The 13,709-nt window shown below is 75.2% G+C and carries 15 protein-coding genes; 8 read left to right on the forward strand and 7 right to left on the reverse strand.

All coding sequences use genetic code 11. From position 1 onward, the window contains the following. Positions 1-10: 10 nt before the first annotated feature. Complete coding sequence (locus ACL02R_RS19230) at positions 11-535, reverse strand: O-acetyl-ADP-ribose deacetylase (RefSeq protein ID WP_412798176.1); 525 nt, start codon at positions 533-535, stop codon at positions 11-13. Between the two features lie 4 nt (positions 536-539). Further along, positions 540-1,205: a ThuA domain-containing protein gene (locus ACL02R_RS19235; protein WP_412798177.1), complete on the reverse strand. Its 666-nt coding sequence runs from the start codon at positions 1,203-1,205 to the stop codon at positions 540-542. Between the two features lie 144 nt (positions 1,206-1,349). On the opposite strand from ACL02R_RS19235, the gene ACL02R_RS19240 reads away from it, so the two are divergent. The 6 genes from ACL02R_RS19240 (at position 1,350) to ACL02R_RS19265 (ending at position 5,246) form a co-directional block, all read left to right on the forward strand. Beyond that, on the forward strand, positions 1,350-2,432 hold the full coding sequence (locus ACL02R_RS19240; protein WP_412798178.1) for a DUF2332 domain-containing protein: 1,083 nt from the start codon (positions 1,350-1,352) through the stop codon (positions 2,430-2,432). Between the two features lie 14 nt (positions 2,433-2,446). Beyond that, positions 2,447-2,875: a PPOX class F420-dependent oxidoreductase gene (locus tag ACL02R_RS19245; RefSeq protein ID WP_412798179.1), complete on the forward strand. Its 429-nt coding sequence runs from the start codon at positions 2,447-2,449 to the stop codon at positions 2,873-2,875. A 13-nt stretch (positions 2,876-2,888) separates the two neighbouring features. Beyond that, on the forward strand, positions 2,889-3,602 hold the full coding sequence (locus ACL02R_RS19250; RefSeq protein ID WP_412798180.1) for a methyltransferase domain-containing protein: 714 nt from the start codon (positions 2,889-2,891) through the stop codon (positions 3,600-3,602). Positions 3,603-3,628: 26 nt separating this feature from the next. Then, positions 3,629-3,991: a VOC family protein gene (locus tag ACL02R_RS19255; RefSeq protein ID WP_412798181.1), complete on the forward strand. Its 363-nt coding sequence runs from the start codon at positions 3,629-3,631 to the stop codon at positions 3,989-3,991. A gap of 101 nt (positions 3,992-4,092) precedes the next feature. Continuing rightward, a complete protein-coding gene (locus tag ACL02R_RS19260; protein WP_412798182.1) occupies positions 4,093-4,539 on the forward strand; it encodes an NUDIX hydrolase in 447 nt (148 codons plus the stop codon). 65 nt (positions 4,540-4,604) lie between these two features. After that, a complete protein-coding gene (locus ACL02R_RS19265) occupies positions 4,605-5,246 on the forward strand; it encodes a TetR/AcrR family transcriptional regulator (protein ID WP_412798183.1) in 642 nt (213 codons plus the stop codon). Between the two features lie 10 nt (positions 5,247-5,256). Here ACL02R_RS19265 and ACL02R_RS19270 read toward each other — a convergent pair whose 3' ends face one another. From ACL02R_RS19270 to ACL02R_RS19280, 3 genes are all read right to left on the reverse strand, one after another. Then, positions 5,257-6,129, reverse strand: a complete 873-nt coding sequence (locus ACL02R_RS19270; RefSeq protein WP_412798184.1) for an alpha/beta fold hydrolase — start codon at positions 6,127-6,129, stop codon at positions 5,257-5,259. Between the two features lie 104 nt (positions 6,130-6,233). After that, the gene (locus tag ACL02R_RS19275) at positions 6,234-8,048 is read right to left on the reverse strand and encodes an ABC transporter ATP-binding protein (protein ID WP_412798254.1); all 1,815 of its coding nucleotides are present in this window, start codon (positions 8,046-8,048) and stop codon (positions 6,234-6,236) included. A 76-nt stretch (positions 8,049-8,124) separates the two neighbouring features. Next, the gene (locus tag ACL02R_RS19280; RefSeq protein WP_412798185.1) at positions 8,125-8,739 is read right to left on the reverse strand and encodes a hypothetical protein; all 615 of its coding nucleotides are present in this window, start codon (positions 8,737-8,739) and stop codon (positions 8,125-8,127) included. A gap of 138 nt (positions 8,740-8,877) precedes the next feature. On the opposite strand from ACL02R_RS19280, the gene ACL02R_RS19285 reads away from it, so the two are divergent. After that, the gene (locus tag ACL02R_RS19285) at positions 8,878-10,479 is read left to right on the forward strand and encodes a phytoene desaturase family protein (RefSeq protein ID WP_412798186.1); all 1,602 of its coding nucleotides are present in this window, start codon (positions 8,878-8,880) and stop codon (positions 10,477-10,479) included. Positions 10,480-10,660: 181 nt separating this feature from the next. Further along, on the forward strand, positions 10,661-11,251 hold the full coding sequence (locus ACL02R_RS19290) for a lytic polysaccharide monooxygenase (protein WP_412798187.1): 591 nt from the start codon (positions 10,661-10,663) through the stop codon (positions 11,249-11,251). Between the two features lie 315 nt (positions 11,252-11,566). Here ACL02R_RS19290 and ACL02R_RS19295 read toward each other — a convergent pair whose 3' ends face one another. Next, positions 11,567-12,160, reverse strand: a complete 594-nt coding sequence (locus tag ACL02R_RS19295; protein WP_412798188.1) for a hypothetical protein — start codon at positions 12,158-12,160, stop codon at positions 11,567-11,569. A gap of 739 nt (positions 12,161-12,899) precedes the next feature. Further along, positions 12,900-13,097 (reverse strand): hypothetical protein, encoded by a 198-nt coding sequence (locus ACL02R_RS19300; RefSeq protein WP_412798189.1) that lies wholly within the window; start codon positions 13,095-13,097, stop codon positions 12,900-12,902. Positions 13,098-13,709 lie beyond the last annotated feature (612 nt).

Genomic DNA, 13,709 nt, shown 5'->3' on the forward strand with positions numbered 1-13,709 from the left:
GCAGGAACGCTCAGCCGCGCCCCGGCAGTTCGGCGCCGAAGACGGCGAAGGCCCGTGCGTCGAACAGGACGAACCGCACCTCCTCGAACGCGCCGTCCGCCGTCTCCTCCCGCACCGTCCGCACGGCGATCCGCGCGCCGTCGTCCGGCGGCCAGCCGTAGACGCCGGTGGAGACGGCAGGGAACGCGACGGTGGAGGCGCCGAGTTCACGCGCGACGCGCAGCGACGACCGGTAGCAGGACGCGAGGAGCTCCGAGCGGTCCTCACCCGCCGCGTACACGGGCCCGACCGTGTGGACGACCCAGCGCGCCGGGAGGCGCCCGGCGGTCGTGGCGACGGCCTCGCCGGTGGGCAGCCCCTCGCGGTAACGGCCCGCCCGCAGCGCGCGGCACTCGGCGAGGATGCCGGGGCCGCCCCTGCGGTGGATCGCGCCGTCCACGCCGCCGCCGCCCAGCAGGGAGGAGTTGGCGGCGTTGACGATGACATCGACGCGCTGCTCCGTGATGTCGCCGAGGACCCGGGTGAGGGCGGTCACGGGGTCACTCCCCGATCCGGGCGGCCCACAGCAGGCCGCCGAGCAGGTGCTGCCGGAAGACGGGCTCCGCGTACGACTCGGCGCGGTGGCCGAGCGCCGTGTAGAACGACCTGCCGCCCGCGTTCTCGTGGCACCAGACGAGCGGGTGGTCGGCGCCCATGCGGCCGCCGGAGTACGTCGACTCGTCGGCGCTCGCGAGGACCCGTACGCGCCCGCTCGGGCTCGCCTTGAAGTCGTACCACTCGTCGGTGACCTCCCAGCGCTCGGGGAGGTGGGCGGTCGCCGGGTGGTCGCGGTCGGCGACCACGGCGGTGCCCTCCTGGACCGGCGGGTGCCCGTCGAAGACCGCGCCGACGAGGTCGTCGCCGTACCAGGGCCAGTCGTACTCGGTGGTGGAGGCCGCGTGCACGCCGACGAAGCCGCCGCCGCCCGCCAGGTGGGCGCGCAGCGCGTCACGCCCCGCGCCGGTGAGGACGGCGCCGCTCGTCGAGAGGAAGACGACGGCCGCGCTGCCCGGGATGCGGGCGGCGAGGACGTCGGGGTCCTCGGTGGCGGTCACGTCGATGCCGCGCCCGGCGGCCAGTTCGGAGAAGGCGGTGACACCGGCCGGGATGGAGTCGTGGCGGTATCCGGTGGTGCGCGAGTAGACGACGATGTGTGGTGCGCTCATGGGGCCCCATGGTAGGAGGGCGTGTCCCCGGGGGCGGCAACACGTTTGCGCGCGGATTCCCTTCGGGGCATATTCACCGGCCGGGTCTTCCGTTCCGCGGTCGTCGGGCCGCATGATCATGGGCATCGCCAGTGAGGAGTACAGATGCCCCGTGAACACGTTGCCCAGGTGTTCAGCCGGCAGGCCGACGCCTGCGGCCGGCTCGGTTCGCCGCTGTACGCGGCGCTGTTGGCCCGCGTGGCGCGGGACGTGCGCGACGGCGGACCGTGCGCCGGCGCGGTCATGGGGTACGAGGACAGCGGCCACGACGCCGCGCTCCCGCTGCGGTTCATGGCCGCCGTGCATTCCCTGGCGCTGACCGGACGGGCGCCGGAGGTCGCCGCCCATTTCCCGAGCGCGGGCGGCGAGTTCGACCCCGGGCGCCCGGACGCGGCGTGGCCCGCGCTGCTCGCGGCCGTCACCGCGCACCCCGAGTGGGTCGCCGACTGGCTGACGCGCCCGCCGCAGACGAACGAGGTGGGCCGCGCGCACCTGCTCGTCGCCGGGCTCCTGCACAGCGTGCCCACCGCGCAGCGGCCCATCCGGCTGTTCGAGCTGGGGTCGAGCGCGGGCCTCAACCTCCGCGCGGAGCAGTTCCGTTACTCCGCCGACGACTTCGCCTGGGGACCCGTCGACTCGGCCGTGCGGCTGACCGGTGTGTGGGAGGGCGAGGTGCCGGACTGGCTGCGCGCCGGCGCGGAGCGGCACCAGGCGCTGCGGATCGTGGAGCGGCGCGGCTGCGACCCGGCGCCCATCGACCCGCTGTCGTCCGACGGGGCGCTCGCGCTGCGGGCGTACATGTGGCCCGACCAGGTGGCGCGCATGCGGCGGCTCGACGGGGCGCTGGCGATAGCGGCGAAGGTCCCGGCCACCGTCGAGGCGGCGGGGGCGGCGGAGTTCCTGTCCGCGGTCGAGCTGGAACCGGGGACGCTCACCGTGGTGTGGCACTCCGTGATGCAGCAGTACGTGGCCCCGGAGGAGTGGGCGCTGGTGCGGGGGGAGCTGGACCGGCTGGGGAGGTCGGCGACGGCGGAGGCGGGCTTCGTGTACGTGTCGTTCGAGCCGCGGGCGGTGGACGGCGAGCACGCGTTCTGGCTCGCGCTGCGGGACGGGGCGGGTCCTGAGCGGCTGCTGGCCAGGGCGCAGCCACACGGGCTGCCCGCCCGGTGGCCGGTCGCCCGGGGATGACGCAGGATGGGCCCATGGCGCACAGGATGACGGACAGCGAGTGGCGGGCGTTCCTCTCGGGGGGTACGCGGACGGGGAAACTGTCCACCGTGCGGGCCGACGGGTCGCCGCACATCGCGCCCGTCTGGTTCGCCCTGGACGGCGGTGACCTGCTGTTCACGACCGGCAAGGACACCGTGAAGGGTCGGAACCTGCTGCGGGACGGGCGGGTGGCCCTCTGTGTGGACGACGAGCGGCCGCCGTTCGGCTTCGTCCTGGTGCACGGCACGGCCGAGGTGAGCGAGGACCTGCCGGAGATGCTGTTGTGGGCCACCAGGATCGCCGCCCGTTACATGGGCCAGGAGAAGGCCGAGGAGTACGGCGCGCGCAATGCCGTCCCCGGGGAACTGCTGGTGCGGGTGCGGCCGGACAAGGTGGTCGCGCTGGCCGACGTCGCGGACTGACGCGGCGCGCGAGGTGTCGGGCGACGTCACGGGGGCCGGGGAACGGGTGCGCCACCCCTGGTTCGCGCAGGCGTGGATGCGGGTGGGGCCGATGCTGGACAGGCGCGGGCTCGCTCCCTGGCGGTCCGCGCTGCTGGGCGGGCTGGCGGGCGAGGTCGTGGAGATCGGGGCGGGCGACGGGCGCAACTTCCCGCGTTATCCGCCCGCGGTGACACGGGTGGTCGCGGTGGAGCCGGAGCCGGTGCTGCGCAGGGCGGCACGGGTGCGGGCGGTGGAGTGCGGCCGGGGGCCCGGGGGGCGGCTGGGGCGGGTCGAGGTCGTCGAGGGGGTGGCGGGGCGGCTGCCCGCGGACGACGCGTCGTTCGACGCCGTGGTGGCGTGCCTGGTGCTGTGCACGGTCCCGGACCAGGAGGCGGCGCTGCGGGACGCGTACCGGGTGCTGCGGCCGGGCGGGACGCTGCACTTCCTGGAGCACGTCGAGGCGCCGTCGCGCGGGATGCGGGCGGTGCAGCGCGCCGTGGACGCGACGCTGTGGCCCCGGCTGGCGGGCGGCTGCCACACGGGCCGGGACACCGTCGCGGCGGTGGAGCGGGCCGGGTTCACCCTGGCGGAGGTACGGCGCTTCCACTTCCCCGTATGGCGCACGCCCGCGTCGTTCCACGTGCTGGGCACCGCGCGCCGTCCGCCCGCCGTGCCGGGCGGACCCGGGTCCGTCACGGTGCGTTGAGAGGGGTGCCGCTTTAAGCTCACGGCATGTCAGCAGCACGCTTCAAGGACCTGGCACTCGACGCCCTCGACCACAAGGCGCTCGCCGACTGGTGGTGCACGGCCATGGGGTACGAACGGGTGCCGCCCGCCGACGGCGCCGCCGACCGTCCCGGCAACTGGCCCGTACCCATCCGCGACCCCGCGGGCAGGGGCCCGCTCATCTGGTTCAACCCGGTGTCGGAGCCGAAGACCGTGAAGAACCGGATGCACCTCGACGTCTTCGGCGACCCGGACGCCCTGCTGTCGCTCGGCGCGACGCTGGTGCGGCGCAGGAGCGACGGCATCGAGTGGGACATCCTCGCCGACCCGGAGGGCAACGAGTTCTGTGTCTTCGCGCCGCGCCCCTGACGGGCGGGCGGGCGGGCCCGGCCGGGTGTCGGACCCCCGTGCCATGATCGGGGGCGGACGGCGCGGCAGCGCGGCGGTGTGACGGCGGAAGGGTGCGGGGCATGGACGCGACGGGTGTGACGGACGGCGTGGGCGGCGCGGAACGGGCGCGGCGGGTCATCGACACCGTGGCATGGGTGCACCTGTCGGAGGGCCGCATCCTCGGCGCGCGTTCGCGCGGCAAGGATGTCTTCTACATCCCGGGCGGCAAGCGGGATCCGGGCGAGAGCGACATCGAGACGCTGACGCGCGAGGTCCGCGAGGAGCTGACCGTGTCGCTCGTCCCCGGCACGGCCGAGCACGTCGGCACCTACACGGCGGCGGCCCACGGGCACCCGGACGGGACGCTCGTCACGATGGCCTGCTACACCGCGCGCTACGAGGGGACGCTCACCGCGAGCAGCGAGATCGAGGAGATCGCCTGGCTGCGCCTCGCGGACCGCGACCGGACCGCGCCGGTGGACCACGCGGTCTTCGACGACCTCGCGCGGGCCGGGCTGCTGCGCTGACGCGCCCGGCCCACCTGCCGCGGTCCGCCCGTACGATGGGCCGGGCAGACGGAGGGAGACACGCGGTGGCCGGTGCACGGACCGACGGGCGGGTGGCGCGGGGCGACGCGACGCGGCGCCTCGTGCTGGGCCGCACCATGGCCATCGCCTCGGTCGAGGGCCTGGAAGGGCTGTCGATCGGACGGGTCGCCGGGGACCTCGGGCTGAGCAAGAGCGGGGTGTTCGCGCTCTTCGGGTCGAAGGAGGAATTGCAGCTCTCCACGATCCGGGCGGCGCGGGCCGTGTTCGTGCAGCATGTGGCGCTGCCCGCGCAGGAGGTGCCGGCGGGGGCCGGGCGCGTGTGGCGGCTGTGCCGCGCGTACCTCGACTACTCGCGCGGGCGTGTCTTCCCCGGCGGTTGCTTCTTCTCCGCCGTCTCCGCCGAGTTCGGCGGCCGGGAGAGCCGGGTGCGGGAGGCGATCGCGGCGGCCCGTACGGAGTGGCTCGGCTACATCCGCACGGTGCTCACCGAGGCCCGGGACGCCGGCGGGCTCCGGGAGGGGACCGACCTCGACCAGCTGGTGTTCGAGATCTCGGCGCTGGTGGAGACGGCGAACACGACCTCCGTCCTGCACGGCGAGGACGGCGGCTACGACCGGGCGGCCACCGCCGTCCTCGCCCGGCTGCGGGCGGTGGCGGCCGATCCGGGCGAGCTGGACGGCGTCTGACGCGGACCGCTCAGGCCGCCAGGTCCGGCGCGTGGCCGCCCGCGGCCGCGAAGGCCAGGACCGCCTCGACGACGCCCGGGTCGGCGAGGATGCGCCGGTGGCCGAGGCCGTCGGTGGCGAACAGGTCGGCGCGGTCGGCGTAGGCGGCGACGAGCCGCTCGGCCTCCCCGAAGGGGACCGCGCGGTCGCGCCGGTCGTGGACGGCCAGCACCGGCAGCCGGAGCTGTTCGGGGCGGTGGACGGGCGAGAACCGGTTCCACAGGTCGTCCTCGCCGGGGAAGAGGCGGCGTTCGAGCGTGCGCCGCAGGGCGGGCTTCACGCTCTCGCCCACGCCGGTCATGGCGCAGAAGCTGTCGACGACGTGCGGGAAGGACGACGGGGTGGAGACGGTGACGAGCCGGTCGGCCGTCACGCGCCCGCGCAGCGCGAGGAACGCGCCGAGGCCGCCGACCGAGTGGCCGAGGACGGCGGCGAACCGGCCGTGGCGGGCGTGGAGCAGCTCGGCCGCCCGCACGTGGTCGAGGATCGTCGAGGCACGGCCGCCGGAGGCGCCGTGGCCGGGCGCGTCGAAGGCGACGGGGGTGAAACCGCGGGCCACCAGGGGCGCGACGAAGGCGCTGAAGCAGGCGGCGCGTGACTTCCAGCCGTGGATCATGAGGACGGGCCGGGCGCCGTCGCCCCAGGTGTGGACGGTGACCGGGTGGCCGCCGACCTGGATGACGTCCTGGGCGGCGAGGGCGAGGACCGCCGTCTCGTCCCGGCTCAGCGGCAGGCGGGCCAGGGGCCTGGAGAAGAAGGGCGCGACCGCGCGGGCGGCCAGCGAGGGGGCGACGCGGCCGGTGACGCCGACGGCGGCGTGGACGAGGCGGGTGGCGAGGGGCATGGCGGACGTCCCTTGGGTCGGCGGCGGAGTGCCCAGATATTAGCACGACCGTTCGCACACTTTTAGGGCCGCGGACGGCCCGGTCCGGGAAGGACCGGCCGGGATCAGGGGGTGACGGGGGCCGCCGCGCGCGTCTCGCTGTCGCGGCGGACCAGGGCGGCGTACCGGCCGTCGCGCGCGAGGAGTTCGTCGTGCGTGCCGCGCTCCGCGATGCGGCCCGCCTCCAGGACCACGATCTGGTCGGCGTCGCGGACGGTGGACAGCCGGTGGGCGATGGTGAGGGTCGTGCGCCCGGCCGACAGGGTGTCGATCGCCCGCTGGACGGCCTGTTCCGTGCGGGTGTCGAGCGCGCTGGTCGCCTCGTCGAGCACGAGGACGGGCGGGTCACGCAGGATCGTCCGCGCGATGGCGAGGCGCTGCTTCTCGCCGCCGGAGAACCGGTAGCCCCGTTCGCCGACGACCGTGTCGTAGCCGTCGGGCAGGGCGGCGATGTGGTCGTGGATCTGCGCGGCGCGCGCGGCGGCCTCGATCTCCTCGCGGGTCGCGTCCGGGCGGGCGAACCTCAGGTTGTCGGCGACGGTGGCGTGGAAGAGGTACGTCTCCTGCGAGACGACGCCGACCGCGCGGGCGAGCGAGGCGAAGTCGAGGTCGCGCACGTCCACGCCGTCGAGGGTCACGCGGCCCGCCGTGACGTCGTAGAGCCGCGGGACGAGGTAGCCGAGCGTGCTCTTGCCAGCGCCCGTCGGGCCGACCACGGCGAGCGAGCCGCCGGCGGGAACGGTCAGGTCGATGCCGTCGAGCGTGCGCGGGGCGGCGGGGTCGTACGTGAAGGAGACCCGCTCGAACCGCACCTCGCCGCGCGCCCGTTCGATGCCGATCGGGTCGGGGCGCTCGGTGATGTCCACCCGCAGGTCGAGGTACTCGAAGATGCGCTGGAAGAGGGCGAGGGACGCCTGGATGTCCACGCCGGTGGACAGCAGGGAGACGGCCGGGCGCAGCAGGCCCTGCTGGAGGCTGACGAAGGCGACGAGCGTGCCGATCGACGGCGGGGTGTTGCCCAGGGCGAGCATCGCGCCGGCCGACCAGTAGAGCAGGGCGGGGATGGCGGCCATGATCATGCCGATGGTGGCCATGCGCCAGCGCCCGGCCATGCTGGTGCGCACCTCCAGGCCGACGAGCCGCTCCGACTCCCCGGAGAACTCCTTCGTCAGCGCCTCGGCGCGGCCCATCGTGCGGCCCAGGAGGATGCCGCTGACGGACAGCGACTCGGTGACCATCGCCGCCATGACGGCCATCTGCTTCTGCCGCTGGGTGGTGATGCGCTTGCGCTCCCGGCCGACCCGGCGGGCGATCCAGACGAAGCCGGGCAGGAGGACGAGCGAGACGAGGGTCAGGCGCCAGTCGAGGGCGAGCATGGCGACGACGGTGGCCGTGACGGCGGTGACGTTGGAGACGAGGGACGTCGCGGTGGACGTCACCGTGGCCTGCATGCCGCCGATGTCGTTCGCGATGCGGGACTGCACCTCGCCGGTGCGGGTGCGCGTGAAGAACGCGAGCGGCATCTGCTGGAGCTTGCCGTAGACGGCGGTCCGCAGGTCGTGCATGACGTGCTGGCCGACCGTCGTGGAGACGAGGGTCTGGAGGACGCCGAAGACGCTGCTGGTCACGGCCGTGGCGATCATGCCGAGGGCGAGGAGGGCGAGGAGGCCGGTGCGGCGTTCCGGCAGCGCGGTGTCGATGATCTCGCGGAGGAGGAACGGGGAGGCGACGGCGACGAGCGAGGAGGCCCCGACCAGCAGGGCGACGAGGAGGAGACGGCCCCGGTAGGGGCGGAAGAGGCGGAGGACGCGGCGGATCTGCGCCGGTGGGACCGGCGGGGCCGGGGTGACCTGGATCCCGGCCTGGGCCGCCCTGGCCATGGTGTCGTGCGGCATGGGCTCCTTCGGGGCCGCGTTCGGGCTGATAGCCCTCCAGCCTACGTCGCCGGAGGGCCGGTCAGGAGCCGTCGCGCGGGTCGGCGAACGTGCGCCGGGCGTACACGATCTCCTCGAAGCGGACCGGGAGGCCCGCGCCGGTCGGCGACTGGGCGAGGAACCCGGCCTCCGGCGGTGTGCCGTCCGGGAGCGCGAACCAGCGCACGAGGTGCCGGAACCGGCCGTCCATGGCGGTGTGGAGGCGCACGCCCCGCCGACGCGGGCCGCGCGCAGCCAGATGCCGCCGCTCTCGACGGGGAACGCGGTGGCGTCGTCGGAGACGCCGCGGGTGACGACCGTGACGACGGTGGGCCTGCCCTGGGGGACAGTTCGAGGGCGAGCTCGGCCCAGGAGCCGGGGCCGGCGTACAGAGGAGGAGCGCGCCCGCGTCGTAGGTGGCGGACAGGCCGGCGCGTACGCGGGCGCTGAGGACGAAGTCCCCGGCGTGCGGTGTCGTGAGGAGCGCGGGCGCGTCAGTGAACCGGCCGGGACTGCCCGGGTCGGCGAAGAGGTCGGTGCACGGACCGGCGGCCAGAGTGAGGGCAGCCGGGCCGGTCACCCGCGCCTCGACCGGGCTGCCCAGGGGGCGCAGGGGCGCGGGCATCACCGGCAGCGTCAGCGTCAGCGGGTCGTCCATCGGTGGTCCTCCCGTCCCGGACGGCGAGCGTCGGGTGACGCCGGACCTTGGCGGGAGAAGGGGTGGCCGGCCAGGGGGCGGCGCCGGAGGGCGGCCGTGACACTGGCCGGGGGCCGCGGGGGCGTGCTACCAAGGGCCATGCCTGCTGCGACCGGATCTCCCGCCCTGTCCGCGTACGACGCCGTGATCGTCGGCGGGGGTCACAACGGCCTGGTGGCCGCCGCCTATCTGGCGGGGGCCGGCAAGCGGACGCTGGTGCTCGAACGGCTGGGGCGCACGGGCGGGGCGGCGGTGTCGGAGGAGCCGTTCCCCGGCGTGGCCGCGCGGCTGTCGCGCTACTCGTATCTGGTGAGTCTGCTGCCGCAGCGGATCGTGCGGGACCTGGGGCTGCGGATCACCCTGCGCAAGCGGGGCATCGCTTCGTACACCCCGGCGGTGCGGGGCGGGATGCCGACGGGGCTGCTGGTCGGGGGCGGCGAGGCGCGGACGCGGGAGTCGTTCGCCCGGCTGACGGGTTCCGACCGTGAGTACGAGGCCTGGCTGCGGTTCTACGCGATGACGGCACGGGTGGCCGAGCGCGTGTTCCCGACGCTGACGGAGCCGCTGCCGACGCGGGAGGAGCTGCGGGCGCGGGTGGGCGACGGGGAGGCGTGGGAGGCGCTGTTCGAGCGGCCGCTGGGCGAGGCGGTGGAGGCGGCGTTCGCGGACGACCTGGTGCGCGGCGTGGTGTTCACGGACGCGCTGATCGGCACGTTCACGCACGCGCACGATCCCACGCTGTTGCAGAACCGCTGCTTCCTCTACCACGTGATCGGCCAGGGCACCGGGGACTGGGACGTGCCGGTGGGCGGGATGGGCGCGGTCACCGGCGCGCTCGCGGCGGCGGCGCGCGCGGCCGGGGCGGAGATCGTCACGGGGCACGAGGTGACGGCGGTCGCGGCGGACGGCGCGGCGGCCGAGGTGACCTTCCACGACGGTCTGTGCGAGGGCCGGGTGGGGGCGGCGAAGGTGCTGGTGAACGCGTCGCCGCGCGAGCTGGCCGCGCTGCTGGGGCGGCCGGCGCCGCCGGTGGCGGAGGGCGCGCAGTTCAAGGTGAACATGCTGCTGGAGCGGCTGCCCGCCCTGCGGGACCCGCGCACCGATCCCCGGGAGGCGTTCGCCGGCACGTTCCACATCGCGGAGGGATACCGTCAGTTGGAGGACGCGTACCGCGAGGCGGCCGGGGGGACGCTGCCGCGGGTCCCGCCCGGCGAGGTGTACTGCCACTCGCTGAGCGACCCGACGATCCTCTCCCCCGCGCTGGCGGCGCGCGGCCGGCAGACGCTCACGCTCTTCGGACTGCACACGCCCGCGCGGCTGTTCGCCGGGGACGGGGCGGCGGTGCGCGACCGGCTGCTGGCCGACACCCTGGCCGCGCTGGACGCGCACCTGGCCGAGCCGATCGCCGGCTGTCTCGCGCGGGACGCGGACGGACGGCCGTGCGTCGAGGCGAGGACACCGCTGGACCTCGAACGGGAGCTGCGGCTGCCCGGCGGGCACATCTTCCACGGCGACCTGGCGTTCCCCTGGCGGGACCAGGCCGGTGCCGCGGAGGACGGGGCGGCGGAGGACGCGGCGGCCCGCTGGGGGGTGTCGGGCGGGTACGCGAACGTGCTCCTGTGCGGGGCGGGCGCGGTGCGCGGCGGCGGGGTGAGCGGCATCGGCGGGCACAACGCCGCGATGGCCGCGCTGGGCCGCTGACCGGGGCTTTCAGGGGCTGTTGAGCGCTGTGGGACAGGCGCGGCGTACCGCGCGCGGGCGTGCGGACGCCACCCTCCCATTGGTCTGGACATGACCAAAGAGGGCCAGTACCGTCAGACTTGGTCTAGACCGCACGACCCGACCCGAGCGCTCACCCCCCACGGATCTCCGGGAGCCAATCATGCGTAAAAGGATCACCACCGCAGTGGCCGGCGTTGGCATGGCCATGACCATGGTGCTGGGCACCGGCGGCAGCGCCCAGGCGCACGGCTACACCACCAGCCCGACGAGCCGTCAGCTCTTCTGTGCCCAGGGCGCGGTCAGCGACTGCGGCTCCATCATCTGGGAGCCGCAGAGCGTCGAGGGCCCGAAGGGCTTCCCGCAGGCGGGACCGGCCGACGGCACCCTCTGCGCGGGCGGCAACTCCCGCTTCTCCCAGCTCGACAACCCGCGGGGCGGGTCCTGGCCCACCACGCGCGTCAGCAGCGGCCAGCGGTTCACGTTCAACTGGACCTTCACGGCCCGCCACTCGACGACCGACTTCCGCTACTACATCACCCGCAACGGGTGGAACCCCAACCAGCCGCTCACCCGGGCCCAGCTGGACACCACGCCGTTCCTGACCGTCCCGCTGAACGGCAGGCAGCCCGGCCAGACCGAGAGCCACGCGGGCACGCTGCCCAGCCGCTCCGGCCGCCACGTGATCCTCGCCGTCTGGAACGTCGCGGACACGGGCAACGCGTTCTACTCCTGCTCCGACGTGCAGTTCTGACCGCACGGGCGGACGTGACCGGCCCGGCCGGAGGCGGACCGCCTCCCGCCGGACCGTGTCCGCCGGGCGTGCGACATGGAACGCGGGTGCGCGGGAAGGCCGCCGTCCTCTCCCCGCGCACCCGCCGCCTGAGGGGTGCGCGCTGTGCGGACCAGGTCATGTCGCGGGTCCTGCCTGGCGCGCGCGGCCCGGTCACCGCACTTCGCCGCGTTACCGCATCGCCCGGGTACGCCCGGTACGCGTGGCGATCCGGTGCCTTGCGAGGCACGGAGTCCGACGACGCGGACCGATCCGCCAAGACCCGAACGACACGGCCTAGCGGAGCCAGGAGTGGCGGCGGACCAGCGGGAGGCGCTCCCAGGCCGCGCCGAGACCCCAGACGCGCCCCGCGGAGCAGACGGCCGCTATCACCATCACCGCCGCGTAGACCACGTGCTGATCGACCAGCGGGTTGGTGGACATACTCGGCGAGCCGTCGGAGAGATGCCTCGCGGGCGGGAACTCGCCGAGCCACAGGAAGAGCATCATCAGCGGGCCCGCGACCGCCGTGACGCGCAGGCCGATCCCGGCGACGAGGGAGATGCCGACGCCCAGCATGCCCGCCATGTACAGCCAGTCGATGACGGCGACGCCCGCCCAGGAATGGTAGGTGGACTCCAGCGGGCCGGCCGAGACACCGGAGAGGTAGCCGCCCGCCGGGGAACCGCCGCTGAGCCAGGCACGCTCGGACGGCGTGGCGTAGCTGAGGCCCAGCAGCTTGTCGAAGAAGGTCCACAGGAAGATGACGCCGGTCGCGATCCGTAAGACGGCGAGGACCTTGAGCGCGGCGACGGGGATCGTGGCGGCCTGCGGCGCCGGCAGGACGGCCTGCCGGGACTCGCCGGTCAGGATGTGCTCGGGGACGGCCATGGTCGCTCCTGAATCTGTGCGATGGGTGCGAGGGGCAGGCCCTGCTGCCGGCCGGGGGAAGTACGGCGGCGGCGTGGAGCAGCGGGAGCCGGATCGGGCGCGGGGCGGGGAGTCGGCGGCGAAGCGGTACGGGCTCCGGCGCTGCGCCTCGGGGCCGCCGGGACGGCCGGGCGTAGCGGCGCGTGCACGCCCGGCGTAGGGCGCACGGGGCGGAACGGCGAAGGACGGCACCTGTCAGGGGCTGAGGCGTCGCCGGTCCCGGGCGCCGGACCGCGGCGGACGCACCCGCGGACTGCCCCGGGCCGCATGTCCGTTCGGCCGGGGGTGCCCGGGGGCGGGGACACGGCGGTCCGGCGGCGTCGCGTGCCGGGCGCCTCTCGTGGACAGCACATGGGAGCCCTTCTTGGTACGGCGGTCGCCGGGGAGGCGCACCGCCGCCGGGTGGTGACCGCCGCGCACCCCTTCGGTACGCGGCAATCGGTTGGGAGCGCTCCCACCCGGCGGCGGCAGTCAGTGGCGGAGAACCCGTCCCGGATGGCATCGGAACCCGTCGACGAGCCATCCGGGACGGGCGGCCGTCCGCGCTGCTCGTCCCCGGCAGCGTCGGGACGGCGCGGCACCCCCCGCCCGCCGGACACCCCCTCCCGCAGGGGGTCCTGAGCGGCCGGCACCATGGCGGGCGGCGGGGGTCGGGGTCAGCCTCCGCGCGGCACGCCCGGCGGCGGGGCGGGGCGGCCGGTCACAGGTCCGCGCCCCTGCTGCGCCGGTTGAAAGCGCTGCGGCGGTTGGCCTCGCGGATGCGCTGGAGCAGTGGAAGCCCGTGGTCGCCGCGCTCGGGCGGCGGGGGATCGCTCCGGACGGGGCCGTCCTGGCCGGACGGCGGACCGGCGCGCCGGGAGAACCGGCGCACGGCCGAACTGCCTGCGGGGGGTGACATGACGCGGCCCTTCTCGATGCTGCCGGGCGGGACCGCCGCGCGCGCCGGACGGGGCAGGCCCCGGCCCGGCACACCGCATGGGAGCGCTCCCACTCGGAGTGACGCAACTCATAGTGGGAGTCGCCCCGGGCGCCGTCAACACTTCGCGCATCCCCTTTTCGAAAGCACCAGGCCAAAGCGCCGCTCCCTGTCGCCCTTTCCCTTCCACGAGGTGAACGCGGCGGGGACAGAAGCGTGTCGGGGACACCGCCCGGGACGGTCCTCGCTTCGCCTTCCGAAGGCAGGCAGGCGCACCGAGCCCGCCACGGGAACCGGCAGCGACCCGGAGCGCGGGCTCCGGACCCACCGCCCGAGCCGGTCCGTGCGGCCCCCCACAACCGATGGCTGGAAATCGCCGTTGGTCGGAGGACGACGCCCCACCTGCCCCCTCGCCCATCCGCCAGAGCCGGGGGGCTCCCGCAGCGGCGGCCGCCCTCCGGAACCCGGTCCACGCCGGTCCCTGAACGCCAGGCGCGCCTTCGCGGTACCGGCCGTGGGCAGCCCCCTCACCAGCGCGGGCGTGGACGGGCCGCCGCGCCACCGCCACGGCTGCCCGGCGGCCTTCCGTCACTC

It is taken from the genome of Streptomyces sp. MS19, assembly GCF_047200595.1.
Classification (GTDB): domain Bacteria; phylum Actinomycetota; class Actinomycetes; order Streptomycetales; family Streptomycetaceae; genus Streptomyces.